The organism is Cedecea colo, from assembly GCF_011808225.1.
Taxonomy (GTDB): domain Bacteria; phylum Pseudomonadota; class Gammaproteobacteria; order Enterobacterales; family Enterobacteriaceae; genus Dryocola; species Dryocola colo.
Map to the genome: position 1 here is coordinate 44,235 of NZ_SOYS01000005.1, position 26,319 is coordinate 70,553.

Genomic DNA, 26,319 nt, shown 5'->3' on the forward strand with positions numbered 1-26,319 from the left:
CTGGTGGAGTAAAAATAAGCAACTGAGCGCACAAGCGGTTGACGCTTAAAGTCGTTTTTCTTAACCTCTTATGCCGTAGTCACGTTCGTGGCTACATCCTGAAAGCCGATATAGCTCAGTTGGTAGAGCAGCGCATTCGTAATGCGAAGGTCGTAGGTTCGACTCCTATTATCGGCACCATCTCAACTTCCTCAAACGTCCGTATTAGTCCATAACATCTCTGATTTATAACGTTTTTTATTCTTTTAATTCCATAGTAGTCCGTAACCATCCAGTAGAATCCGGTACTGAATGTGTATAGGATTGTGTATATGTTCCTGTTCGGTCTGGATTCCTATACACATGCCTTTAAACGATATGCAGATTCGCCGCGCTAAGCCTGAAGCTAAAGCCTATACACTTGGAGATGGGCAAGGGCTGTCATTGCTTATAGAACCTAATGGAAGCAAGAGCTGGCGGTTCCGTTATCGTTTTGCCGGTAAACCAAAAATGATCTCGCTGGGTGTGTATCCGACGATCACACTTGCAGATGCCCGTTCCCGTCGTGACGATGCCCGAAAACTGGTCGCCGAAGGAAAGAATCCGAGTGAGGTTCGAAAAGAGCAGAAGATTGCTTTGCAAACCGAGTCTGAAAGCGCGTTCGAAAAGATAGCGACAGAGTGGCATCAAATGAAGTCTGCCAAATGGTCGGAAGGATATGCTTCTGACATCATGGAAGCGTTTCAGAACGATATTTTTCCTTACGTGGGTACGAGACCAGTAGGCGAAATCAAACCGCTAGAACTGCTTAATGTGCTGCGTAAAATCGAAAAGCGAGGTGCATTAGAAAAAATGCGCAAAGTTCGGCAGCGATGCTCAGAAGTTTTCCGCTATGCCATTGCTACTGGAAGGGCTGAGTTCAATCCTGCTGCGGATCTTTCAAGCGCCCTCGATGTACATCAATCAAATCACTTCCCGTTCCTGAAAGCTGATGAGGTACCTGATTTTCTGTGTGCTTTAGACTGTTACACAGGGAGTCGGCTTGTCCAGATTGCTACGAAATTACTAATGATTACGGGTGTAAGAACCATCGAATTACGTGCTGCATTATGGTCAGAATTTGATCTTGATAACGCTATTTGGGAAATTCCTGCAGAAAGGATGAAAATGCGCAGGTCACATCTTGTACCTTTGTCGACTCAAGCGTTAGATTTACTCAATGAACTTAAGATCATGACAGGGAACTATCGTTATGTTTTTCCGGGGCGGAATGATCCGAACAAACCTATGAGTGAAGCGAGTATAAATCAAGTTATTAAGCGGATTGGATATGGAGGGAAAGTAACTGGTCATGGATTCAGGCATATGATGTCAACTATTCTTCATGAAAACAATTATGACTCTAAATGGATAGAACTTCAGCTAGCGCATGTTGATAAAAATTCTATTAGAGGAACATATAATCATGCTCAGTATATTTCTCAGCGTCGTACAATGTTAGATTTTTACTCGTCGTTTATTTTAAGGAATAATAATGCATATTGAGACGGTTTCTCTTAAAGGATTCAGAAACTATTCTGACGCTACTGTAAATTTTGAACCTTCCACATTAATTATAGGTGCAAATGATGTTGGGAAAACAAATCTAGTTTACGCGGTAAGAATGTTGCTTGATAAAAGTATTTCTGAATTAGATTTAGAGCCAAAATCTAATGATTTTCATGTAAACCTCAAGGGTGATACTGTTGATGAATTGCAAGTAATAATAAAATTTAAAAATGTCGATAAAGATGCTGTCGTATCAAAGCTAAACGGGTATGTTAGTGATGGGAAAAATACATATATAAAATATGTGGCTTATCGAAATGATTTATCATATAAGATCTTTATTGGGCATGATGAAGATAATTATGATGAAATAACGTCTAGATTCTATCTGAAGTATCTTAGTATGAGATATATTAAATCACAAAGAGATTTGGATAAATATATTAGCATAGAAAAGAGGCATCTTCTAAGACTTGCTCAAGAAAATAGAGAACAACCGCAAGTTGATATTGATCAGCAATCCCTTAGAGATTTAAATACTCTATTGGAAAATGTTAACTCTAAAGTTAAGGAAATAAGCTATGTCAAACAGGCAACAGCTGAATTGAATTCAGAGTTAAAAAAACTATCATACAACTATGAACGTTTAAATATCGAATTGGATTCAGGCGCAATAGGTGTTGATCAGTTCATTGAAAAGTTAGAGTTAAGTTCAAACTCAAACGGACATAAACTCCTTCTTGGAGGCGATGGATTGAATAATCAGATATTATTAGCTCTCTGGAAGTCAAAAAGTGTCAGGGAACATGACGAAAATAGTGAGGTGGTAATATATTGCATTGAGGAGCCGGAGGCGCACTTATACCCTCATCAACAACGTAAACTATCCGAGTATCTTACAAGTAAATTACCTGGACAATCAATTGTAACAACACATTCCCCTCAAATAGCAGTAAATTATCAGCCTGATTCAATTATAAAAATATACTCTCGAAATGGAGCCTCTTTTGCAGCAAGTAATGGATGTTCAAAATGTGTGAGCCAGGCTTGGGATAAAATGGGTTATCGCATAAGCATCATTCCTGCGGAAGCATTCTTTGCCGATGTGGTTTTTTTAGTTGAAGGTCCCTCCGAGCTGATTTTCTATAACGAACTGGCAAAAGCTTTAGGGTATAATTTAGACTTCTATAATATAAGTATTTTATCAGTTGATGGAGTACAATTTGAGGTTTATAAAAACATATTAAAATCTTTTAATATAAAATATGTTGTTAGGACAGATAATGATGCTGGAAAGGTCCCTCATAAAGATGAATATCAATATTCAGGGATCAATAGAGGCCGCCATTTATGCGGACTTCCACCGTTAAAGAATGAATTAGCAAAAATAGAACAATCTCAATTAAACACTCAGTGGATTGCGCAGTCACCAATTTTAAATGCTAATGCAGTTTTTCTATCATTTACGGATCTTGAGGGAGATTTGTGTCAGGAGTTTTCAGCGCATGTTCTTGAATATAGCGGTAAAAAAAATATAAATGAAGCTGCTAATTATTTGAGAGATAAAAAGGCAACACGCATGCGTGAATTGATAGCCCTTAAGAGGGAAAATCTAACTGAACTTGCAACTGGAGATCTCGTTCGGCCATTGCATATGGCTATCTCTTTGGCTAAAGGGGAAATCTAATGATCCAATTCACAGAGGAACAGCAAAATGCCATAGATTTTCCTAGCAATATGGTTTTAACCGCGTGCCCTGGCAGTGGAAAAACTACTGTAGTAATTGAAAAAATAGCAATAGATTTGAGGGGGATGAAAAACTTTCAAGGAGTTATTGCAATATCTCATACTAATAAAGCTAGTGACGAATTATTAAAAAGATCAAAAAAATTTATAGTAGATGTGAAATCTAGTTTCTTTGGAACGATTGATAAATTCTTTTTGCGTGAAATTGTTCTAAATTTTATGAGTCATTTTGCATGTAGGCCTAAATCATTAAAAATCATTAAATTTAATGAGTTATTACCTGAGCAACAAACAAGAATGTTATTTTTGTTATCTGATGGGTATGTTATTTTAAAAGAGGATGTGAATGCGCTAAATGAAGTCTACACCCTTTATTCTCATGGGGTATTTGTACTTGAGTTGGCTCCACTAGTGTCTCTTTTTATTCTTACGTATTCACCTGCTTGCCAAAGATATATCAAGGCGAAATACAAATCTATATACATAGACGAGTATCAAGATTCAGGTTTTATACAGCATGAGATTTTTAAACTGCTTTCGATGTTTGGTATTAAAGCAGTTGCAGTAGGCGATGCTGATCAATCTATTCATGAATACGCCAAGAAAAACTCAAAATATTTGATCGAGCTCAAAAATGGCGATAATGAATTTGAACCGTTTGAATTAACAATAAACCATCGTTGCCATTATTCTATTGTTAATTATGCTTCAAGGTTGATAAGGCCTGAATGTACTCTGATTGCAGGTGATGATATACAAGTCTATCGAGCTTGTATTCCAGGGTATTTTGAAGAAATTGCCTCATGGATTGATAGTGGATTAGAGTCAATAAAAAATTCCTTTAAAATAAAACATAACAATCAAATTGCTATCCTTACGGTAAGCAATAAAAGTGTTTCATATATATCCTCCTGTCTTAAAGTTCAAAATAGAGCTTATGTGGATGATAAATTATCAAAACTAGGCACTGATAGTTCTAGGGTGATTATAGATTTATTACACTATAGGTATAATAATAATCACACAGCACAAGATATTATAGATAATTATTCTGAAGCTGGTATTACAAAACAACAGATTAAAGTATTGAGACGTGAAATTAATCTCGTCAGAAAGATTGATGATAATAGCCTCATAGCTTCTATTCGTGGAGTCTTAACTCTTTTAGGTGATTATAATCTTGAGTCAATACACGTAGATGGAATTAATGAGGTGCTTCAGGTTGATGCAGTAAGGAATAATTACTTGCCGATTAATCAAAACGAAGTGCAGATTATGAATATTCATAAGTCTAAAGGATTAGAGTTTGATTGCGTATATCATTTAGATCTTTACGACCATATTTTACCTAAAAGAGAATATCCAGTTGGCAGTAGGGATGTTATTTATAAAAATGAAAAGCAATGTCTGAATTTACATTATGTTGCATTAACAAGAGCCAAAAAATTTGTTGTATTAGTAACATCAACAGAGCGCATTGGCTCGAAGGGCTACAGAATCCCAGCATTACCATCTCAGTTTTTTAATCGCGCAGGTTTGGAAAATTTGTTTAAAAAATTATAAGTGCACTGTACTTTGCGCGCAATGCTCTCCCCGCCACGCCTGCCCGCTTAAGAGGTCACTTATAATGCAGGTGCATGAACCGGCTCAGGCAGCGCCGGTACTGGCATGGTGGGGAAAATAAAATACGGGGTTTTGCATGCAAAACCATGCACCTTATGGATGCATGGCTTTTTTCAGGAAAAATAGCGGAATTTTCGGGGATTTTTTCGCGTGCTACCGTGTGGCCAGTTCTGCACGTCGGCGGGTGTAAATCAGGTTCTGTGCCGGGGTGAATTTTTCGCGATTATCATCCCGCGAAGCCGCATCAGGCCTGAATCCGATGGCCGTTAAAATATCGCTGTCCTGCACGGAATAATTAATTTTTTCACCTGCGGCCAGCCACACCGACAGGGCTTCACGCAGATAATCAACCGAGTGCTGCATGGCGCTCTGTTTTACTGCGGGAAGCTGTTCGTTATACCCCATAAGTTCAGGCGCCAGCGTGGCGGCCAGCTCCGCGCCGTGCTGCTGCATAAAGTCATGGAGCCGGTTGCGGATGCTGATGTGCTGCACCAGTGTACCAATATCGAATGCTCGGCCACTTTCCGCACCATCGAGTCTGTTGACGGTGTGATACGTGCCGCACCGGAGAAACCCGACCCCGCGCCGGTGACGCCACCGCCGTCGCGTAAAGTACAGGGCTGCTACAGCTCGCCGTTCCGGCATTAATCAGGAGAGAGACACGTGACCACTGTGACAATACAGCAGGCTTTTGAGGCCTGTCAGACGAACAAAAATACCTGGCTGAAACGTAAAACCGAACTGGCCGACCTTGAACGGGAATACCGTGAACAACTTCTTGCCGGTGACGAGCAGAGCCCGCGCAGAATGCAGGATTTGCGCGACAATATCGACGTGAAAAAATGGGAGATTAATCAGGCCGCCGGTCGCTATATCCGCTCACATGAGGAGGTGATAACGTTGTTTGACGTTTTCCGACAGATACCGGCTGGTTCGGACGTGCGCGGTCTTTTTGCAGAACGGGCAGTGAAACATAATTCAGCCCTCCGCCTGTTCAGGGTTTTTGGCTGCCAGTTCAGCGGCAAGCTTCATCCGTTTCAGCCCGCACAGTAAATCGCACTGGCTGCGCACGCTGTGCGACGTGGATTTTACCCCGCCGGTGGAGGGGGAAACGCTGGAAACCCACGCGCCGAATTTCTGGCGCTGGCTCGACCGTGCGGCCGGTAAAAATCCACAAAAACGCGACGTGATTCTGGCCGCGCTGTTTATGGTACTGGCGAACCGTTACGACTGGCAGCTCTTTCTCGAAGTGACCGGTCCCGGCGGGAGTGGCAAAAGTATTCTCGCTGAAATCGCGACCCTGCTCGCCGGGGAAGATAACGCCACGTCAGCCGATATCGACACACTGGAAGACCCGCGCAAGCGTGCCTCCCTGATTGGCTTTTCGCTTATCCGACTGCCTGACCAGGAAAAATGGAGTGGTGACGGCGCAGGGCTTAAGGCCATCACCGGCGGCGATGCGGTCTCAGTTGACCCGAAATACCAGAACCCGTACTCAACACATATTCCGGCGGTGATTCTGGCCGTGAACAACAACCCGATGCGCTTCACCGACCGCAGCGGCGGGGTGTCACGTCGCCGGGTGATTATTCACTTCCCGGAGCAGGTTGCGCCGGAGGAACGCGACCCGCAGCTCAGGGATAAAATCGCCCGCGAGCTGGCCGTGATTGTGCGCCAGCTTATGCAGAAATTCAGCGACCCGATGACTGCACGCGCACTGCTCCAGTCGCAGCAGAACTCCGACGAGGCACTCAGCATCAAGCGCGATGCTGACCCGACGTTTGATTTTTGCGGCTATCTGGAAATGCTGCCGCAGACCAGCGGGATGTTTATGGGCAATGCCAGCATTGTCCCGCGTAATTACCGTAAATATCTGTATCACGCGTATCTGGCCTATATGGAGGCTAACGGATACAGGAACGTGCTCAGCCTGAAAATGTTCGGGCTGGGGCTGCCGATGATGCTCAAAGAGTACGGCCTGAATTATGAGAAGCGGCACACTAAGCAGGGGATACAAACCAATCTGTCGCTGAAAGAGGAAAGCTACGGCGACTGGCTGCCGAAGTGCGACGACCCCGCCGCGGCATAACCAACCTAAGACCGGCAATAGTCGGTCTGTTACTTTAATTGCTGACATAATGATTTACGAGATGTGTATAATGGTCGAATATTTCATCTATTTTTCGAGAGGTAGAAAATGGATTACTTTCAGACCGGTGGGCTATTAATAAATATATTAACAATGTTAGTTGCCGTTGGCTCATCATGTATTAGTTACCTTGTTTACAAAGAAAGCACCTACCCGGACGTCATTGTTTACCTTGAACAAAATAATGAAGTTAAAACTGTTTTAAATATTGTAATTAAGAATATAGGTAAAAGTGCTGCAAAGGATGTAACCTTCAGTTTTAATGAAAATATCTTCAAGCATTCACTTTCTAATTGTGAGTATGGTGCGTTAACGGGTGGTGCATTGGTTTCAGGCATACCGTTCCTTGCACCAGGTTCATGCAGGATATTGAGGCTTGGAAATTTCGATGATTCTAAGAAGATTTTAGGTGACCAAAAAATTAGAGTAACTACAACTTTCCGTAAAGCTAATAGCAAGAACCCTTTCGCAAGAAATATTACTAATGAAAGTTATATTGAATTGTTATCACTGGCTAGGGTGGATGCCTCAGATAATAGTAATGAGAAAAAGATTGCTGAAAATCTAGCCAAAATTGAGAAAGCTTTGCTTAAGATAAAAACATAACACTAACTCATCTGCGTCAGAATAGTCTTTCTTACCTGCATTTATATTTTTCTGCCATGAAGGGTGAACAATCCACTGTTCACCCTTCACCGTATATTCACCCTGTATCACTATGAAATTATTGATAAAAAACTAGAGGTGAACAGAGTGAACAGTAAAACCTGAAAAAACTTTTTATCCTCCCCCCGCTCATCGCCTGACCGGGCACATCCAGAACGAGAAAAAATCACAATGGTGAAGAGTCGACTGTTTACTATTCACCAACTCATCACCACCTAACCATATGATATAAAATGAGAAATAATCGAGGTGAACAGTGTGAACAGTTAAGTGTAAAAAAACTTTTTCTTACCCAGAATCAGGTTCAAAAAATGAACGCTATCGCCGATGTGTATAGGGATGTGTATAGTTTTATTTATCGAATTTAAGTTCTCAATATAAATCAGTACGTTATGTTGAGTTATTGGTTCCTGTTATCGCACCATTTCAAACTCCTTCCGGGTTAACAAAAGCCTGTAAGCTGTCCGAGGGCGCAAGGTTGTATCCTGAGATTGTTCCTGCTGGTTCCAGATACTGGTCTGGCGTATGGAATATCGTTTCAATGGAAAAGATATGCGAGTGGCTTTTGGCGCCTGCGCGCTTTGAATAGTCACAGGGATGACTAACGTCACAGGGCTATCTCAAATAACCCACATTCTTATTTAACTACGCGGTTCTTTTGCCGTTTTCGATGTACACGTAAAGCCTCGACCGCCAGCGAAAATGCCGGAGATGGTTGCGGTAATACAGGTTATAGCCGAGATATGGCTGATACCGGGGCTCCATCACGCGAAACAGGTGGCTTTTGTTGATGTGTGAACCAAATTCTTGCTGGGACAAAAAGGCGATGCCAGCCTGGCCAGTGCCGCATTGACGATATGTTCGACGGCCGCCATCCTTTTGACACGTTGCTGAGTTCTTCGGCCAGATTAGGCAAACTGGCTTTGTGTTTAATGACGGGATTGTTAGTATAAGGCATAAAGAGTTACGTCATGTTTTGTATAAGGATTCGATACCCACATCAAATCGGTAACTCTCTATCTTTCAATAGTATATGTCAGATAGCGTCGCGACTAATCTACTATAGTTCAATCGAATGAGGCTTGGAATACGATGGATCTTAACCAGCTCAAAACGTTTGTTACCGTTGCAGAAACTGCTAGTCTTACTCGTGCGGCTAGCCTTCTTTTTCTTAGCCAGCCAGCAGTGAGTGCTCATATCAAACTGCTCGAAACTGAATTCAATGTAAAACTTTTCAGACGTACCGCCCGGGGCATGGAACTCACCGCTGCGGGTCTCGTAATGAGAGATGAAGCACGTCTTGCGCTTGAAGCTGCAAATAATTTTGTGAACAAAGCCCGCGCATTTCATATTACAGGCACTTGTTCATTAGGCACTATTTCTATGCCTGTGATCCTTAATCTGCCATCTGTTCTCGCACAACTTCGTCAACGTTACGAGAATGTCAGCCTGACAATCAGACAGAATATTTCTGGCTATATCACCGAGGGAATTCTGCGAGGGGAACTGGACGCCGGTTTTGTTATCGGAGAAGTGAATGAGCCCCGGCTGGGCGTTCTTCCTGTTTCTCCTGTTACCTTGTGTATTGTGGGGCCGTGGACCTGGAAAACTCGGCTTGAACAAGCTGGATGGGAGCAGCTCCAGATGCTTCCGTGGATAGCTACCCCGGAAAAGTGCTCTTTTAATGCTATAACTCAGGCTTTCTTTGAAAAACATAACATGAAGGTAGAAGCCGCTATTGTAGCCGATCAGGAAAAAATGCTGTCTGAATTGGTAGCAATGGAAGTGGGGATAACCCTAATGAGAGAAGATATTGCGCTGGTGCTACAGGATAATGAGGAAGTTTATATCTGGCCGAAAGAAAAAATAGTAAGCCAGCTTTGTTTTCTGTGGGACCGGGAAAAGGAAGACTTCCCCGTTGTATCGGCATTGATCGAAACGGTAAAAGATATCTGGCAAATACCCGACTAGTGCATAGCTGAGCCCTCGCCTTGTAAGGAGAGGGCTAAATTAGATTTCTTAGTTATGACTGGTAGACGTTTTCAGGCTACCAGTAGCAGCTCCCGTAATTGGCTTAGTTAATTTCCGCTGATTTAAATTATTTAGCACAAGTGCCGTCGCCGTGATCGCCGCACCTGCGATCTGAATATTTGTCGGTACTACTCCATTCAGGGCGGAGACAATAAAAGCAGTTACCGGTACAACATCCATAAAGAGTACGCCGTTGGTTGGCGTGATGATACGGTTACCAACGTTCCAACACAGTACGGCCATCAGACCTGCAACCAGCGCCATGTAAAGTAAATGGGGAATTACTGCTATCACCGAAGCAATATCTGGTACGGGAATAGTCTTTGTACCCATCAGAAATACGTCAATTGTGGCTACGCTGACCATTCCCAGCAACGTCGTCAGCGTCGTATAGCGCAGCGCACTCCAGGTCGCGAAATAGCTGCTGCCAATCGTATACAGAACCCAGCACAAAGCTCCGGCAATGAGCAGCAGGTTTGCTGTCAGACTGACAGGTGAATTCAGCACGGCTGAAAAGTTACCATTGGTAATGACCAACACGACACCGCTGAAGGACAACAGGATAAAGGCGAAAGTACTGACGCGCGGACGTACTTTTTTCAGCGCCCAAACTGTCAAAAGTCCTAACATTGGCATGGTTGCCATCATGATAGATGCAGTGAGAGCCCCTCCGGGACCTGCCAGATGTTGTCCCAGGAATACAAGGAAACCAAAGCCGGCAAAGCCCAGCGTACCAAACAACCAGGCCAGTCCCCAACGCTCTCCCCGCAGGCTGAATGCACTGCTTCCCTCGCGCAACAGCAGCAGTACCGCAAAGGCAATGCCGGCAATACCATAACGGATAGTGGTAAAATTAAACGGATCGAGATAAGTCAGGGCATCCGTCATGACCGGGAACATAATTCCCCAGGATACCGTAGCCAGCAAACAACAGACTAAACCTTTTAGATATGAATTCATAATATTACCTTGTCTTTAATTACCGGGATATTCGTAAACGTTGTAGCGTTATATTTCCACATGGTTATGCGTATAACTAGTCGTCATTTTTTATTACGCTATCAGAAATTTTGATACTGATTTTTTATGCGGCATCTAAAGTACGTATGATCTCGTTGAGGCGTACTTTTCCGCTTGGACTATAGGGTATTTTCTCTACTGCCTGGGCCGTGAAGTTAATTATTCCAGCTTGAGTTGCCTGCGCTTTTATTTTTCCGGCGAGAAGTTGAGATATATCTTTGTCAGTTTGACTAGTGCTAAAAATACATTTTATATGAATCTCCCCCTGTAAATTGATGGAAGTGAGGGCAACATCTTTGATACAGGGTAGCGATCGTATATTCTCCTCAATATGATAAATGTCATGGTTGCTGCGCACTTCACCATTACGGTTCATCAGAAATAGTCTCCCGGCGTCGTCAAGATAACCATAATCAGCCATCAGGAAATAACGTTCTCCGCCGATCTCAATGAAAGGTTTACTGCCGTCAGCGTATTCATCCATGAGCATATAGCTGGATATGGCTACTCTTCCTTTATCACCGGTTTTAAGCGGAATATTATCTTCAGCAACGATAATGATAGTATTACCTTCAAAAGCCCTGCCTACACTCCCTGGGTAAGTAAGCATATCTGCGCTTTCTGACAGGACATTCACACCAGTTTCGGTACATCCATAGTATTCGTTAAAAATATTTCCCAAAGCAGCACTGGCAGCTAGTTTACTTTTTATCGGGAAATAGCTGCCGCCGACCAGAACCCAGCGTAAATGATGATGGATCGTCTTCCTGTTGGCTATATTTGTTAGTCGATGTACCAGATTTGGTGTCATTACCGTTGCTGTTACAGTATTGATGGCTAGCATCTGAACGAGAGCTGATTCGTCATCCTGATCAATAAGGTATAAGGGGGCTCCCAGCCCCATGAACATCCGCGCCCAACCATTCCCGGCAGCATGATAGAGGGGCAGGATAAGCAGGAAGCCATCGCGATGGGTAAAGCCAAAGCGCTCGGTAAACCAGGCAAAGCGACGCGTATCAAAAGAACGATAACGCAATGCGATTTTAGGTACAGAGCTGGTTCCGGAGGTCAGGGAAACAGCGCGAAGTGATACGGGTGGAGAGGAAGAAACTATGTTTTCTAGCTCAGGATGATGAAGCTCACCGATGCTGTTGATAATCGAATCTGTAGGAGTATCCACTGCCAACATGGTTATTCCATTAACATTCAAGAGGTTGAGTTGATCTGCAGTATAAAGGTTGAAGGATACTAACAGCATACCAGGGTTAATTTGTTTAAGCAGAGTGCTTAGCGTCTTAACCGGTAGCGAATAGTCCAGTCCGTTGGCTGGTATTCCCAGGGTTGTAAAAGCAGCCAGCCAACAGATAAGCTCGGCGTTGTTTTTTGATAAATAGCAGACAGAGCGCAACTGCTCTTGATTAAATGCACGGTGTAGAAAAACCACCCGGGACTCAGTGATGCGGATAATATCATTCCATGAATATTGACCGTTATTATCAGTGATACAGATTTCATCGCCCCGTAAATGGGCAATCTCAGTAAGTCTGCTGAGAGTAATCATTTTTTATTCCTTTATTTATTTAATAATATGTGTATCAGGCTGCGATAATCAGAAAACCATTTTTTATATATTCCTGTATTTTGCTTTTTATTTTCCTGTCAATGGGTTCCCCTGGAAAAACAAGAGGGACCCCGGGAGGATAAGGGATAATAAATTTATCAGAAATCTCATGTTCTGATTCAGAGTCTATAACTAATTTTTCACTTATATCCGTTAGTGAGGAAAGAAGGTGCGTAACGGCTTCATTATTTATTCCGATGTGGAAATTTAAAATCAGGGAGTCATTAATAAATCGTTTTATATAAATATTTTCCTCGCAAAGGAGGTTTTTGATTTCCGTAGCTTTACCCAAGCCAACGACATTAATCATGACTTTTGTCGGGTCGTAGTGAATATGCCAGTACGATTTGAAAATTTCCCGGTAGATTGCTTTTTCACCTAAACCTTTAATACCAGAAACACCACTGATAAATTTGTTAACAAGCACCCTTGAATGTGCTGCAAGCGCTTTTCCGTGCATAGACATTGTCGCTTGTGCTGCGTCCAGAGAGGCCAGAATAGGATAACTGGGAGAGGTTGTATGGATTCTGTACCTGGCTGTCTCGATTTTATCAGGCAGCTCCTTTTTGCCACGGCAATGAATAATTGAGGCCTGCCGTGAGCAGAAAAGAGATTTATGGGCTGAATGAGTACAGATTATTTCCAGATCGGGATAATCATTGAGCAACGATCCGACATTCAACGCTGTCAGCGGACGCGTATCATCACTGAAGTAATTCAGGCTGCCCCATGCCTCATCAATAAAAAACTTACGGGTCTGCACGCCCGCCGCAAGAAGGCGACCCAGCACCTGAGGAATATCGTAAATGATTCCCTCGTAGGACTGGGCTGTAAGGATAACTACATCGCAACCTTTACCATTCTGTTGCATTGATAATAATGTATTTTCAAGATGCTCGTATGACCAGGCGCTTATCTCTCCTTCTGCAGTCTGCAAATCGGGATAAAGATATTCAACCTCCGCCCCAATTGATTGCGTATGAAAATGCACTGACTGATGGCAATTTCGGTCAATCAGGATATGCTGTCCTTTCACATATAATGCAGAGATAGCTATCTGATTGGCTGTGCTTGTACCGCCTGTAATATAGAATGAAGCATCAGAATTATAGAGGCGTGCTGTCATTTTTTGCGATTCAGATATTAATCCTTTTGAGAAAAAGAAATTGTCAAACAAATCGCCAGTTGCAGAGCCTTCAAAACCGCCGAAATTTGCCTCGTGGATATCATTTACAATATCGCTTTTCCCGTAGCTTGAAACCGGAAGTGCATGAAATGAATATATATTCTTCTGAATAAGTTTTCTCAGGCCTGTAAGAATAGGAGTTTTCTCTGTCATCTTGATACTCATTATTATTCCTTTGTTATCTCTTTGTGTATGAGGGCCGGATAAATATGCCTACGAAATGTAGAAATGAGAATTTTTATTTTCTGATTAAGATATCAATAAATGTGATAACCCTTCGCATTGAATAGAACTAACGGCTCCTGTTGCAAGAACGAAAAGGTCTGGATATTACTCTATGGAGTAAAAATAAATATCAAATAATATAAACCAGCACCTCCACATACTTTGATGGATGCAGTCTGGTTTTTTAATTTTTCATCTGGCGTTATTCTTTTCAGGACTGATGACAAGCAATGCCATATATTTCTCGTCAATGTCGGGAATGAAATAGCACTTCGTTTTTTGCTAAATAATGCAAATGATGCCCTTTATTTTAAAAGGGATAGCCGAAGGGTTACAGCATGATTATTGTCAGCTTAGTCGTACCAGAAAGCGCTGTTGAGCATACGATCGGCAGAAAACGAAGGCGCGAAGTTCCGGCTCAGCGTGCTGAAGGAACTAAAAAGCGCACCGGAAAAATCTGAACGGTGTGATCCGAAAGGCGATAAAAAATATAAGGTGTACCGTCTAACGACTCAGTACGGAAAGTTATTTATCTGCCGATTAAGGATGCAGCAAAAAAGAAGTATGCCGATCCCGAACCGGCGGCAGGCTACCCAATAATCTACAGCGACCTCAGAAAACTGATAACCGCTTCACGATCCGCTCTGCTGAGGTTCTCAAAATGAGTTCGGGCATCCTCAGCTTCGCCATCGTGCCACAAAATGGCTTCCAGCGGACCTCTTGCCCGGCCATCGTGCAGCAACGTCGTATGCTCGTTGATTTTTTCCAGTAATCCTGTCCCCCACAAAGGCGGAGTACGCCACTGGCGACCGCTGGCTATGCCATCAGGTCGTCCATCGGCCAGACCTTCCCCCATATCATGTACCAGCAGATCGGTATAAGGATGAATTAGCTGCCCTGCCAGGGCGGGGAGTGCCGGAAAATCACCGGTCGTTAACGAAGAACGATGGCAGCTTGAGCAGCCAATTTCAGTAAATAATTTCTCGCCGTGTTTCACTGCCAGTGCATCTACATCACGCCGCGCAGGCACCGCCAGCATATAGTGATACAGCGCCATTTGATCCAGTGTTTCATTATTCAGCTCAGGGTGAGTATCGGCTTTCTGGGCAATGCAGGCTGTCTGGGCTGGCGGGCAGTTAGGTTTCGGGAACAGCGGCGTAGTAATGCCCATATCTCCCAGTAGTGCAGCGGCAATCTGCTGGCGTACGGTCGGTTGATTAGCCTTCCAGCCGAATCGCCCCAGGACACTGCTCTGCTTTGCCACATCCCATACGCGATTTGCTGTCCCTGCGACGCCGCGTCCCTCCCGACGTTGTTCATCCGCTATAGCCTGGATATCCTTCTCGGGCACCGCTTCCAGCAGGCCAAGCCCATACATCACGCTGGCGACGCGAAGCGACGACATGGCTGAATTATCCAGCGGCCCGTGGGCAAGCTTGTGGAAGGTAACTTTCGGCTGGCGAAGCGCAACAATTTCACCATCCGGTAATGTTTTGTTCAGGCTAACCCATTCAATACGGGCTTCGCCTTCGCCCGGCACGCCGGGGACACCGAACTCATTTAACTGATCGCCATAAGCAGGCTCATGTCTGGGGCCCCCGACGTTATCCAGGCCTGGCACGGAAAGGCGTACCAGCATACTGCGCATTGGTTCACCCTGCACTTCAGGAGGTTTCCCTCGCCCGTTATGAGGATGGCAGGAAATGCAGGAAGGGCGGTTATACGTTGGCCCAAGTCCTGCGACATCGGGAGTAAGGGAAGGCGAAACGACCCATGTCTGACGCACAAAACCACGTCCGGCAGTCACGGCACTTTGCTGTGAATCTGCAACCTTATCCCAGACGATTTCTTCATAAGAAGCGCGATCCTGACGTAACGTGGTGAATTCACCGCCAGCTTTTTCATCTGTAGCACAGGCCTGGGCTACGCTGCCACCAAGCGTGCACAGTAGCCAATAAGCTATTTTTTTCACCGCGTCACCTGCCTTTTATAGCGTTCCAGCAACCGATGAGCTTCATCCATGCGGGCTGTCAGGTCCGTAGCCCATTGTTTCTCTATTTGTATTCGTGCGGGCGAGGCTGATTTCTCTGCTTTCTCGGTAAAAGCAAAAGCATGGCGCAAGAAGACATCTTTCTGCTCCGAATCGCTCACCAGCGGTGTGGTAAGGAGTTGCCGGGCGCGTTTTACGTCGGGCTCAGCACCAAACCCTGCGCTTTCTGTTGCGTGTAACGTTTTCCATAGCGTGACTTGACGATCGTGAAAATGCACCAGCGCAATATCGAACAGAGCGGATACCAGCCCATGGCGCTCGCGCCCAAAACTGGCGTTATAGCCGAAACTGTCCTTTGTAAAAGGATTTACAGCCAGCTCAGGCCGCGCTTTGTAGAGTGCGGGGCGCACCGGAAGACGATGAATATCAGGATGCAAAAGTAATTTTTGCCCCTTTTCCGAGAGCGCAAAATCAACAAATTCACGGGCGGTTTTCGGGTGCGGCGCTTTGGCGAAAATAGCGATATGGGCCGGGTTATAAACCGTCCTTGAGGGATAAGAAAAACTGATTTTCCCGCTGCCGTCCGTTCCCGTTGAGATAGAGACAAAGAAATCCATCGTCATACGCGCGGCCATGTCACCTGTAGCCACAGGATCTTTACCGTCAGGAAGAGAGGTTCGATTAAAGACCACGTTACCGGCTATTTCTGAAAGTATCTCCCAGCCTTTTTCCCAACCGTAAGCTTGTAAAATGGCTTCATACAATACAGGAGCAAAACCTACGCTACCGGGAATGGGCATTTGCACTTTATTTGCATAGGGATTCGCTGCCAGGTCAGCCCACTCTTTAGGGGGCTGCAAACCCAGTGCTTTTACGGCGTCGGGATTATAAGCGATACCGTACCCAGCCAGCTCAAAAGCAGCATAGTAGTCATCAGGATCGGAAATCGGCATCCCGCCAATGTCACGCGGTAGCGCCTTATGGTCAAGATTAAGCCTGGCCAGGCGATTTTCCCGGCGCAGCATAGCGAAATTACCCGGTGCGGGTGACCAGTAGACGTCAATGCCTTCACCGCCGGTCTGGATAAAGTGATAATACGCATCTTCGCCATGACGCCACAGAATCTCTACCCGTTTCCCGGGATAGGCTTGTTCAAAAGCTGCCTGAAAGCGGGTGGAAACCTCCTCCGCGTAGCTGGTAAGCACCACAACCCGATCGTCACTTTCATTCGCTCGGGCAGGCTGAGAATAAATATTAAATATCAGTGAACAGGTAACGAGAAGCAATAATTTCCAACTGTCGATCCTACTTGCTTTATTATATTCCATAAATAACACTCACTTTTAACAAACAGTTCACAATCCTGATTGAATCCGGCTATTCAGCATTTATATATATTGCTGAAAGCATTTTTCGGCCGTCTCAACTTATGGAGCTCCAAGCTTTAAACGCATCGAAATATATTGTTTTATATAGCGATAGAAAACACTACAGATCCTTGATCTTAAACAAGGAATTAATGAAAAAGCAAAAAGTCCAGGGCAGTGGTATAGCCGGGTAAGCTTGGCATAATAGCGTTTCAGCGCCCGCCTACTAAGTAATGGTTATATTTATAAGCTGTTGACATCCCGAATGACACTCTTTACGCTCTCATCGTTATATATGTAAATATACACCGAATTTCTCTCAATGTTTCTCAAGAAAAAATAATTTTATGCCATATGGATGGCGGCTTTAAAAATATCTGGAGAGCTTATGAAATCTAATCTGGGAACCTTGCAAAAATATACTATATCCACCAGGCACCCGGCTATTTTAGGAATTTTCATCGCGTCGACGGCGGCTTTATATCCTTTAGCGACCGGCGCGCAGGAAAAAAATGGCAGGGTAATAGAAAAAGAGAGTACGGAGGAAAGGGAAGAAAGAGAGGCACAGGATAGCGCTAATTCCGTTTTCCAGCTGGGGACTATTACTGTCTACGGCCAGGCGCCTTCACCATCAGATGCGCTGGAGAGCCGGGTTGATTCTTCAACAATAACGCTGCTGGAAAAAAAGAATGTTGCCGAAGCATTGTCTATGACGCCGGGTGTTACCTTTGTTCCGGGAGCCGGTGGGCGTAATGAATCCTTCGCGCTGGTGCGGGGTTTTGGCAGCCTCGCCGTGCCTGTTTATATTGATGGCGTGCCCGCATACATTCCTTACGATGGCAACCTGGATTTATCACGTTTCACAACGGCAGATATTGCCAGTATTCACGTGGCTAAAGGCTACAGCTCGGTGCTTTATGGCCCTAATGCCATCGGCGGTGCGATTAATATTCTGTCCCGCAAGCCCGTAGCGCCTTTTGAGGGCGACGTGACTCTTGGTACGTTTACCGGTAAGGGTAAGGAAGCCAGCTTCAACCTTGGCGCACGTCAGGACAAGTGGTATACCCAGATAGGCGCTTCCCGGCTGGAACGTGATTATTACAAGATGGCCAAAAGCTACGAGAATACAAAGAAACGAAACTATCGCGTGGAAGACTGGAAAGTCAGCGCCAAACTTGGCTATACCCCTAATGATACCGACGAATATACTTTCGGCTATCAGCGCCAGGAAGCAGAAAAAGGCTACGACCCTCATGCGGATGGTTATTCCGGCACCTCATGGCGTTGGCCAAAGTGGAACAGAGAAACCTTTTACGCCGTCTCCAGCACCCGTATTGGTGAAGCTTCCTATATCAAGCCGCGCGTGTTTTATGACAAATTTGACAATAGCCTTCTTATTCCACGTTATAACGGAGATGCCAGTAAGTACGATGATTACTCATGGGGAGGAAGCCTTGAACTGGGCACTAATCTTATCACCGATAACAGCCTGAAAGGCGTGGCGCATTATAAGTTTGATAACCACCGCGAGATGATGAAACGTAAGGAATCGGGCCAGACATACAACGATTATACCTATGCAGACAGGAACCTGTCTTTTGGGCTGGAGGATACCTGGCACATCACTTCCCAGTGGGATTTACAGTTCGGGTTGTCCTACGATCGCCGCGAAACAAAAAAAGCGGAAACGGTGAAGGAAGCGCTGATAACCATGGATAGCTGGAACCCGCAAATCGGCGTGTTCTATAAACTGAACGAAGAGCATAATTTCCACGCCACCCTGGCGCGCAAGTCACGTATGCCTTCTATTAAGGAGCGCTTTTCAGTTCACATGGCCGACGATCGCGTCGCTATTCCTAATCCGGGTCTGAAGGCTGAACAGGCCATACATTACGAGGTGGGTTATCAGGGGCTTGTGCTTGACGCCACTCAACTGACGGCTAACGTTTTCTATAGCCGCATTGACGATAAAATAGAGTCGCAGATTTATAATAAAGGCGATTATCCGGACTACCCGGGACAGTCAGTCCGGCAGGCCATCAACGTTAAGGGCGTGGTGGAGCGTAAAGGCGTTGAGCTCGGCGTCAACAGCTATGTAAATGACCTGCTGTCAATCGGTGCGGCCTATACCTGGATCAATATCAGGGATCTGGAAGACTCCGGCAACCACCTGACCAACGTTCCTCGCCATTCAGGAAATCTGTACGCCGATATTCGTCCGCTATCCTGGCTCAGCGTTATCCCCTCTGTTGAAGCGAATTCTTCCCGCTATATTAATCAACAAGGAGACAAGCTGGCAGGCTTCGCGCTAACCAACCTTAAATTTAGCATTACCCCGCCTGGCCTGTCTGATATCAGCGTTAATATTGGCGTTAACAATCTGCTTAATGCTGACGCTCGATATCAAGACACGGTATATCCGGCAGATGGCCGCAGCTATTACGGCAATGTGCGTATCACCTTCTAAGATAATGAGGCGGCTTTCCCGATAAATATGGCCGCCATATTTCAACAGTGAAGTTTGACGACCCTCATCAAAAAGAAGAGAAGTGCTGGCTTAATAAAATAAAGCCAGCACTTCTCTTCTTATTACCTCATAACCTGCTCTTATGCCTGTGCTAATCCAGATACCGCCAGGATATGAGCTACCCGGCTGCCAGCGCTCTGCTGAAAGGTAAGCAGAACAAAATAAAACCTACCAAAAGATTCCGCGTTACCTTTTCCAGTTTGCTAATGCCAATGTGTTTTTATCGAAGAGGGCAGCCTGAACCTGAAATGGATCCTTTGATCTATAAACAATTTATTTGTAGGCCACAAATAAACTAACCGCATGCGCGCGCTATGCCCTGCTAAGAAAACGTTAGAGCGAATGTTGATGGTCAGTACGGCGTTGCAGCGGGATGAGGCAAGTCGTAACAAAGAGGTCGTTTCACTGCTGTTGCTACAGATGATGGGCCAGATTTTTTTGTCTTTTCCAGCACCGGCTTATCCCTTATCAGCCCGTTATGGCTGAGGTGCCGAATGGCGATTTCATCATCGCCGATCGCCGCATCCGCGTCGCTAATAAACGCTTTCGCGAACCGTTTTGGGCGTTCACCCCTTTTTTCACACGCTTTTAGCTATCAAAAAGGCTTTTATGAGATGGCTCACAATCATGATAACATTATATTGTTATAACAAATGGAGATGACAATAACAAAAAGGATCTCTGTATGAATTACAATCTGGTGGGAAATGCCATTATTAAGCACTGCGGTGGCTTAGCAAACTTTGTCCATGTCACCAACTGCATGACCAGGGTACGTATGACGGTAGCCGACCAAACGCAGGTAGATATGCAGGCGCTCAAAGGTATTGATGGCGTGCTGGGGGTGGTAGAAGACGATACGCTGCAGGTGATTGTCGGGCCGGGAAAATCGTCCAAAGTCGCAACCATCATTAACGATCTGCTTAAGGGGCAGCCTGCATCTGATACACCGCTTAGCGACGTTGAGCTAAAGGCGAAACAGGCACGGGAAAAAGCCAAAAAGCAGACCCGTACCAAAGTTATCCTGAAGCATATTGCCAATATATTTGTACCCATTCTGCCCGCGCTGATTGCCGCCGGGATCCTGATGGGGCTCAACAACGTGCTGGTGAATTCCGCGGCTTCCTGGGCGATGGCGAATCATATCGCCGCTCTTGGCGATTTTTCTCCCACGCAGGTTGTGCTCGATCAGCGTCATTTACTGGGCTTGAGCCACTTCCTGGACATCTTAACGAAATCGCTGTTCGGCTTCCTGGCGATCTACACGGGCGTAACGGCGGCGCGCGAGTTTGACGGCAATATCATTATGGGCGGTCTGCTTGGGGCTATCACCATTGCGCCCCAGCTCCCCGAGCTTGGGCTGATGCCGGGGCAGGGCGGGCTGATTGGCGTGATCTTCTGCGTCTGGCTGATGTGTCTGGTGGAAAAGCAGGTGCGCAAAGTGGTGCCGGACGTTCTCGACGTGGTGTTAACGCCGACCATCGTGCTGCTAATTATGACCAGCGCGCTGCTGTTTGTGATTATGCCTGCGGCGGGCATCGTTTCGGACGGTATTCTGCACGGCCTTAATGGCCTGCTGGCGAAAGGCGGTATTGCGGCGGGCTTCGTGCTCTCGGCGCTGTTCCCGTTTTTGATCTCGCTTGGCCTGCATCACGGCCTGTTTCCGATTCATATTGAAATGATCAACGCTACCGGGCACGCACCGCTGTTTGCCATCCAGATTATGTCAAACGCCGGGATGGTTGGCGCCGCGACGGCGGTTCTGCTGCTGACGCGCGACCCGGTGATGAAAAAAATCGCGAGAGGGGCAATTCCAACGTCCATCCTTGCGGTCGGAGAGCCCACAATTTTTGGCGTTAATATCCCGGCGGGCTTTGCGTTTATCACCGGCTCTATCGGCGCAGGATTTGGCGGCATGATGGTGGTGCTGCTTGGCGTTTCCACCAACGGCGTTGGCGCGGCGGGGCTGTCCGCATTACCGCTCATCGCGGACGGTAAATATCTACAATACATCCTTTCATGGCTTGTTGGCTGCACGGCGGCTTTTGTGCTGACCTGGATTGTTGGCAAAGTGCGCGGCTACGACAAAGCGACGGCATAACGAATGACAAGAGAGAATAAAAAATGAAAGCAATTATGCTGATGTTTGATTCGCTGAACAAACGCCTGCTTTCCGCCTACGGAAGCGACAGCGCCATTACGCCCAACTTTCAGCGGCTGAAAGAGAAAACGGCGCGGTTTGATAACTTTTATGTCGGCAGTATGCCGTGCATGCCCGCCCGCCGCGAGCTGCATACCGGGCGCTACAATTTTTTGCACCGCGGCTGGTCGCCGCTGGAGCCTTTTGATGACTCAATGCCGGAGTTGCTGAAGAAAAACGGCATCCATACGCATCTGGTAACTGACCACAAACACTACTGGCGTGACGGCGGGGCAACCTACCACTCGCGCTATAGCACTTATGAATTCGTGCGCGGCCAGGAAGGGGACGCCTGGAAAGGCGTGGTGGATAAGCCGGAATACCGTTATGAATCCGGCGAGCCGGAAGAGATTAAGCAGCGGCGCGTGACCAGCCGGGTGCAGCACCAGATCAACGTGCAGTTTATGCAAAACGAAGAAGATCACCATCTGGCGAGGACGATTGGCAAAGGCCTGGAGTTTATTGATACCAACCACGCCAGCGATAACTGGTTTTTACAGCTGGAGTGCTTCGATCCGCATGAGCCGTTCTTTGTGCCGGAAAAATATCTCAAAATGTACGGCATCGACGACCCGGCGCAGTTTGACGGCTGGGCGCCATACTATTTTGTGACCGAAAGCGAAGAGCGTAAAAGCACCATTCAGAAATATTACAAAGCCCTGCTGACAATGGTGGACGCTTACGTGGGCCGTGTGCTGGATCACATGGATCGCTACGATCTGTGGAAGGATACGATGCTTATCGTCAATACCGATCACGGTTTCCTGCTGGGCGAGCATGAATGGTGGGGTAAAAATATTATGCCGCTGTATAACGAAGTGGCGAATATCCCCTTCTTTATGTGGCACCCGAATTATCCCTGTGCGGGAGAATCCCGGCAGGCGCTGGCGCAGACCATTGATGTTCCGGCGACGCTGCTTGACGCTTTCGGGCTGGAAAAACCGGCGGATATGCAGGGCGTATCGTTAATTCCGGCGCTGCGCGATGATACGCCGGTGCGCGACTATGCGCTGTTTGGCTACCATGGCTGTCACGTCAACATTACCGATGGTCGCTACGTTTATATGCGCTCGCCAACCGTTCAGGGCATTGACGGGTTGTATGAGTACACGCTGATGCCAACGCGCATCAACCGCCGCTTTACGCCCGGGGAACTGCAGAATATTTCGCTGCATTCGGGGTTTGATTTTACGAAAGGCTGTCCGGTGATGAAGGTGCCTGCGGAATCCGTCATGACCCGCGACGCCGATCGTTTTGGTCACCGCTTATACGATTTGGCGGCGGATCCTGCGCAGCAGACCCAGAGCCACGATGCCGGGGCGGCGCAGCGCCTGCGGGATCGTATGGTGGCCATGATGAAACAGAGCGACGCGCCCGGCGAGCTGTACGGCCGCTACGGCCTTGACGACGCGCAGAGCGAACTGCTGGGGCGGGATCCGCACCTGCTGCCGGAACTGGCTGAATTTTCGCCAAAGGTTCGCTACGGGCTGTATGCGTTACTGCAGCACCTTGAAGGCAGCGGCCAGCAAGAGCTGGCGCAGCGCCTTAAAGCACGCTGTCATCCGGGCTGGAATCAGGAAAATTTGTGGGATTTCGTGCAGAACGACGTTCCGCAAGAGCAGCATCAGAGCGTGTACTATAAGATGGCGCTAGAAATGCGACTTGATTGAGCAGTATCCCGGCGGCGGGCGCCGCCGGGGAAAAGGAGTAGAAGTTTAATGAAAGAAGAACTGGATTATTCCCGCGGCGCGAAACCGTTATATGCGCAGCTATATGACATCCTGTTGTCCCGCCTCAAAGCGGGTGAATATAAAAAGAACGACGTTTTGCCCACCGAGGCTGAGTTTGAAGAGCGCTTTGGCGTCAGCCGCATTACGGCGCGGCGGGCGCTGGCCGAACTGGCGGCGAAAGGGCTGGTTAAGCGACAGGCCGGTATCGGCACGATGGTTATCAGTACCTCGGAAAAACAGGATATCAAGGCCCGTATCCGGCTGGTGGATGGCCAACAGCTGCGCCCCATTTCACGCAACAATCTGACGCTGGAGCTGCTTACCCCTCCGGAAGAGGTGGCCCGCGCTTTTGGGCTTGATGGCGAGACTAAAATCCAACGGCTTATTCGCACCATTTTCCGGGAAAATGAGCATCCCGCGCAGATAAACTACATCTGGCTGACGCCGCGTCTTGGCCCGCTGACGCTGGAGGTGTTTGAGGAGAGCCTGTACGGTATGCTTGAACAGCATAATGAAAATATCGATAGCTATCAGGACATTATTACCGCAGAGCTGCCAACGGCGGCCGATTGCGAGATCCTCCCAATTAATCCTGCCGAACCTGTGCTGGTGAAAACCCGCCGGGGCTATAACGATCGTGGGGAACTGGTGGAGTTTGGCGTATCGAAGCACCTTGCCAGCTGCTATCAGTACATCGTCGAGAATAGCCGATGAGCTGGAGAACAGAGGGGAAATCGCCGGATTATCGCTTCTCTCTGGCAAATGAACGTACTTTTCTGGCCTGGATTCGCACCGCGCTGGCCTTTATGGCCGCGGCTATCGGTATCGATCAGCTTGCGCCTAATCTGGCTCCGTCCGCGTTTCGTGAACTGCTGGTTGCCACGCTGGGGATAACGGCTGCGGTGCTGGCCTGGCAAGCGTGGCGACGCTGGGCGCGCAACGAACGCGCCATGCGTAATGACGCCGAGCTGGCCTACCCGCGAATGCTGCTCTGGCTGAGCTGCGGTCTGTCGGCGGCGACTTTACTGACACTGGCGACGCTGATACTCCTGTGAGCGAAGAACTACGCCCCCGCGATCCGGGACTGCAACCGGAACGTACCGCGCTCGCCTGGCACAGAACCGTATTCACCGTCCTGATATTCTCGCTGGCGGCGATTCGCATCGCATTTTCCCGCGGTGATATTGTTTCTGGCATGCTAAGCGGCATCGGCGCAATACTGGCGCTGATGCTGGTAGTCATCTCTTATCGTCGGCAGAAAACGATTGTCGCCGATTCAGAACCTACGACGCCATCTTCGGTGCTGGCTAAGCGTTTAATCAGCGCGGTGCTGTGCCTGGTATCGCTCTCACTTGTGCTACCGGCATTGTTTAATTTGATTGGTAAAGGAGGTGTCTGACATGGCGGTAACGGGTTGCCACGTAATGGCGAAGCCGAGCGGATCGGTCTGTAATATTGACTGTACGTACTGCTTCTACCTCGAAAAAGAGGCGCTGTACCCTGAGCGGAACAAGAACTGGCGCATGTCGGATGAGACGCTGGAGCAGTTCATCCGCCAGCATATCGCCGCGCAAAGCAATGACCAGGTTAACTTTGCCTGGCAGGGCGGCGAGCCGACCATGATGGGCCTGCCTTTTTTCCGCCGGGTCGTCGAGCTGTGCGCACGCTATGCTAACGGCAGGAAAATAGGCCATTCCCTGCAAACGAACGGTATTTTGCTTAACGACGAGTGGGCAAGTTTTTTTGCGGAACACGGGTTCCTGATTGGTCTGTCGATCGACGGCCCGGCGCATCTGCATAATCAGTATCGGGTCAACCGCGCCGGAAAGGGAACACATGAGCAGGTAACGGCGGCGATGGCGCTGCTGGCGGCGCACAAGGTTGAATTCAACACCCTGACGGTGGTCGGGAAACACAACGTTGGCCATGCGCGGGAAGTGTATGAATTCCTGCTGGCGGCGGGCTCCCGCTACATTCAGTTTATCCCGCTGGTTGAACGGATGAGCACGGAAGAATCAACCGTTCTGAACCTGGTGATGCCGGGCGAGAGCGCCGCGACGCTTGCGCCGTGGACGGTGCCTTCATGGCAGTATGGTGAGTTTCTCAATCAGATTTTTGATATCTGGATCCGCCGGGATGTGGATCGCGTCTACGTGCAAATGTTTGACGTGGCGCTGGCGGCCTGGACCGAACAGCCGCCAGTGCTGTGTGTCCATTCGGAAACCTGCGGACATGCGTTTGCGCTGGAGTCGAATGGCGATCTGTATAACTGCGACCATTTTGTTTACCCGGAGCATTTGCTGGGCAATATTCACCAGCACAGCATCAGCGAGTTAAATAACAGCGAGCGGGCCATGGCTTTCGGCCAGGCGAAGCGGGAGACGCTCACCGCCGACTGTCGCCGCTGCGATTACCGTTTTGTCTGTCACGGCGGCTGTCCGAAACATCGCTTTGCCGTTTCGCCGTCCGGCCATCCCGGACATAATTACCTCTGCGCAGGCTATAAACATTTCTTCCGGCATATTACACGCTATATGAACGTGTGGCGGGAGCTGCTGGAGCAGGGCTACCCGATACCGGCCATTATGCAGTGGCTGGCCCAGGAAAAAAATAAAGAGTCTGCTATCACAGGGCGTAACGATCCCTGCCCGTGCGGAAGCGGTAAAAAATATAAGAAATGCTGCGGTTGAAATTGTCACCGGCGGACGTCG

General features: G+C 47.2%; 17 protein-coding genes, 1 tRNA gene and 7 pseudogenes. 16 read left to right on the forward strand and 9 right to left on the reverse strand.

Annotated elements, in window-relative coordinates:
• Positions 1-104: 104 nt before the first annotated feature.
• The 4 genes from E2L00_RS12220 to E2L00_RS12235 all read left to right on the forward strand — a co-directional run bounded on the left by E2L00_RS12220 (position 105) and on the right by E2L00_RS12235 (position 4,836).
• Positions 105-180 (forward strand) — tRNA-Thr (locus E2L00_RS12220).
• Positions 181-342: 162 nt separating this feature from the next.
• The gene (locus E2L00_RS12225; RefSeq protein ID WP_167611810.1) at positions 343-1,524 is read left to right on the forward strand and encodes a tyrosine-type recombinase/integrase; all 1,182 of its coding nucleotides are present in this window, start codon (positions 343-345) and stop codon (positions 1,522-1,524) included.
• A complete protein-coding gene (locus E2L00_RS12230) occupies positions 1,514-3,214 on the forward strand; it encodes an ATP-dependent nuclease (protein ID WP_167611813.1) in 1,701 nt (566 codons plus the stop codon). The genes E2L00_RS12225 and E2L00_RS12230 overlap by 11 nt, the downstream gene beginning before the upstream one ends.
• The gene (locus E2L00_RS12235) at positions 3,214-4,836 is read left to right on the forward strand and encodes a UvrD-helicase domain-containing protein (RefSeq protein WP_167611816.1); all 1,623 of its coding nucleotides are present in this window, start codon (positions 3,214-3,216) and stop codon (positions 4,834-4,836) included. Before E2L00_RS12230 ends, E2L00_RS12235 begins: the two co-directional genes overlap by 1 nt.
• A 213-nt stretch (positions 4,837-5,049) precedes the next feature.
• Here E2L00_RS12235 and E2L00_RS12240 read toward each other — a convergent pair.
• Positions 5,050-5,388: pseudogene (locus tag E2L00_RS12240) on the reverse strand (phage polarity suppression protein); the annotation flags it as partial.
• Here E2L00_RS12240 and E2L00_RS12245 point away from each other — a divergent pair.
• Positions 5,386-5,544, forward strand: a pseudogene (locus E2L00_RS12245) (ogr/Delta-like zinc finger family protein); the annotation flags it as partial. The pseudogenes E2L00_RS12240 and E2L00_RS12245 overlap by 3 nt on opposite strands.
• A 15-nt stretch (positions 5,545-5,559) precedes the next feature.
• Positions 5,560-5,790 (forward strand): annotated as a pseudogene (locus E2L00_RS12250) (phage polarity suppression protein); the annotation flags it as partial.
• Here E2L00_RS12250 and E2L00_RS12255 read toward each other — a convergent pair.
• Positions 5,788-5,871: pseudogene (locus E2L00_RS12255) on the reverse strand (STY4826 family bacteriophage gene regulatory protein); the annotation flags it as partial. The pseudogenes E2L00_RS12250 and E2L00_RS12255 overlap by 3 nt on opposite strands.
• Before the next feature lie 61 nt (positions 5,872-5,932).
• On the opposite strand from E2L00_RS12255, the pseudogene E2L00_RS12260 reads away from it, so the two are divergent.
• Both E2L00_RS12260 and E2L00_RS12265 read left to right on the forward strand, forming a co-directional pair.
• Positions 5,933-6,985: pseudogene (locus E2L00_RS12260) on the forward strand (DNA primase family protein); the annotation flags it as partial.
• A 108-nt stretch (positions 6,986-7,093) separates the two neighbouring features.
• On the forward strand, positions 7,094-7,651 hold the full coding sequence (locus E2L00_RS12265; protein ID WP_167611819.1) for a hypothetical protein: 558 nt from the start codon (positions 7,094-7,096) through the stop codon (positions 7,649-7,651).
• Between the two features lie 697 nt (positions 7,652-8,348).
• Here E2L00_RS12265 and E2L00_RS21615 read toward each other — a convergent pair.
• Together E2L00_RS21615 and E2L00_RS21975 are read right to left on the reverse strand one after the other, a co-directional pair.
• Positions 8,349-8,571, reverse strand: a pseudogene (locus E2L00_RS21615) (LysR family transcriptional regulator); the annotation flags it as partial.
• A pseudogene (locus E2L00_RS21975) lies at positions 8,565-8,669 on the reverse strand (IS481 family transposase); the annotation flags it as partial. The pseudogenes E2L00_RS21975 and E2L00_RS21615, both read right to left, overlap by 7 nt.
• 134 nt (positions 8,670-8,803) lie before the next feature.
• Between E2L00_RS21975 and E2L00_RS12270 the strand changes: the two are divergent.
• Positions 8,804-9,682, forward strand: coding sequence for a LysR family transcriptional regulator (locus E2L00_RS12270; protein WP_167611822.1), 879 nt, complete (start codon positions 8,804-8,806; stop codon positions 9,680-9,682).
• Positions 9,683-9,730: 48 nt separating this feature from the next.
• Here the strand turns inward: E2L00_RS12270 and E2L00_RS12275 are convergent, their stop codons facing one another.
• The 5 genes from E2L00_RS12275 to E2L00_RS12295 form a co-directional block, all read right to left on the reverse strand.
• Positions 9,731-10,702 carry a DMT family transporter gene (locus tag E2L00_RS12275; protein WP_167611825.1) on the reverse strand — a complete coding sequence of 324 codons (972 nt, stop codon included), beginning with the start codon at positions 10,700-10,702 and terminating at the stop codon, positions 9,731-9,733.
• Positions 10,703-10,826: 124 nt separating this feature from the next.
• A complete protein-coding gene (locus E2L00_RS12280; protein ID WP_167611828.1) occupies positions 10,827-12,323 on the reverse strand; it encodes an AMP-binding protein in 1,497 nt (498 codons plus the stop codon).
• A 34-nt stretch (positions 12,324-12,357) separates the two neighbouring features.
• A complete protein-coding gene (locus E2L00_RS12285) occupies positions 12,358-13,734 on the reverse strand; it encodes an Orn/Lys/Arg family decarboxylase (protein ID WP_167611831.1) in 1,377 nt (458 codons plus the stop codon).
• 661 nt (positions 13,735-14,395) lie between these two features.
• Positions 14,396-15,766 (reverse strand): di-heme oxidoredictase family protein, encoded by a 1,371-nt coding sequence (locus tag E2L00_RS12290; RefSeq protein WP_201279414.1) that lies wholly within the window; start codon positions 15,764-15,766, stop codon positions 14,396-14,398.
• A complete protein-coding gene (locus E2L00_RS12295; protein WP_167611838.1) occupies positions 15,763-17,112 on the reverse strand; it encodes an ABC transporter substrate-binding protein in 1,350 nt (449 codons plus the stop codon). The genes E2L00_RS12290 and E2L00_RS12295 overlap by 4 nt, the downstream gene beginning before the upstream one ends.
• Positions 17,113-17,539: 427 nt before the next feature.
• On the opposite strand from E2L00_RS12295, the gene E2L00_RS12300 reads away from it, so the two are divergent.
• From E2L00_RS12300 to E2L00_RS12330, 7 genes are all read left to right on the forward strand, one after another.
• A complete protein-coding gene (locus E2L00_RS12300; protein ID WP_167611841.1) occupies positions 17,540-19,618 on the forward strand; it encodes a TonB-dependent receptor plug domain-containing protein in 2,079 nt (692 codons plus the stop codon).
• Between the two features lie 745 nt (positions 19,619-20,363).
• Complete coding sequence (locus E2L00_RS12305; RefSeq protein ID WP_167611844.1) at positions 20,364-21,779, forward strand: PTS transporter subunit EIIC; 1,416 nt, start codon at positions 20,364-20,366, stop codon at positions 21,777-21,779.
• Positions 21,780-21,802: 23 nt separating this feature from the next.
• A complete protein-coding gene (locus tag E2L00_RS12310) occupies positions 21,803-23,548 on the forward strand; it encodes a sulfatase (RefSeq protein ID WP_167611847.1) in 1,746 nt (581 codons plus the stop codon).
• Between the two features lie 48 nt (positions 23,549-23,596).
• Entirely contained in the window at positions 23,597-24,322 is a 726-nt protein-coding gene (locus E2L00_RS12315) for a GntR family transcriptional regulator (RefSeq protein ID WP_167611850.1), read from the forward strand.
• Positions 24,319-24,663: a YidH family protein gene (locus E2L00_RS12320; protein WP_167611853.1), complete on the forward strand. Its 345-nt coding sequence runs from the start codon at positions 24,319-24,321 to the stop codon at positions 24,661-24,663. Before E2L00_RS12315 ends, E2L00_RS12320 begins: the two co-directional genes overlap by 4 nt.
• A complete protein-coding gene (locus E2L00_RS12325) occupies positions 24,660-25,007 on the forward strand; it encodes a DUF202 domain-containing protein (RefSeq protein WP_167611856.1) in 348 nt (115 codons plus the stop codon). Before E2L00_RS12320 ends, E2L00_RS12325 begins: the two co-directional genes overlap by 4 nt.
• A 1-nt stretch (position 25,008) precedes the next feature.
• A complete protein-coding gene (locus E2L00_RS12330; protein WP_167611858.1) occupies positions 25,009-26,298 on the forward strand; it encodes an anaerobic sulfatase maturase in 1,290 nt (429 codons plus the stop codon).
• The last annotated feature ends 21 nt before the right edge of the window (positions 26,299-26,319 follow it).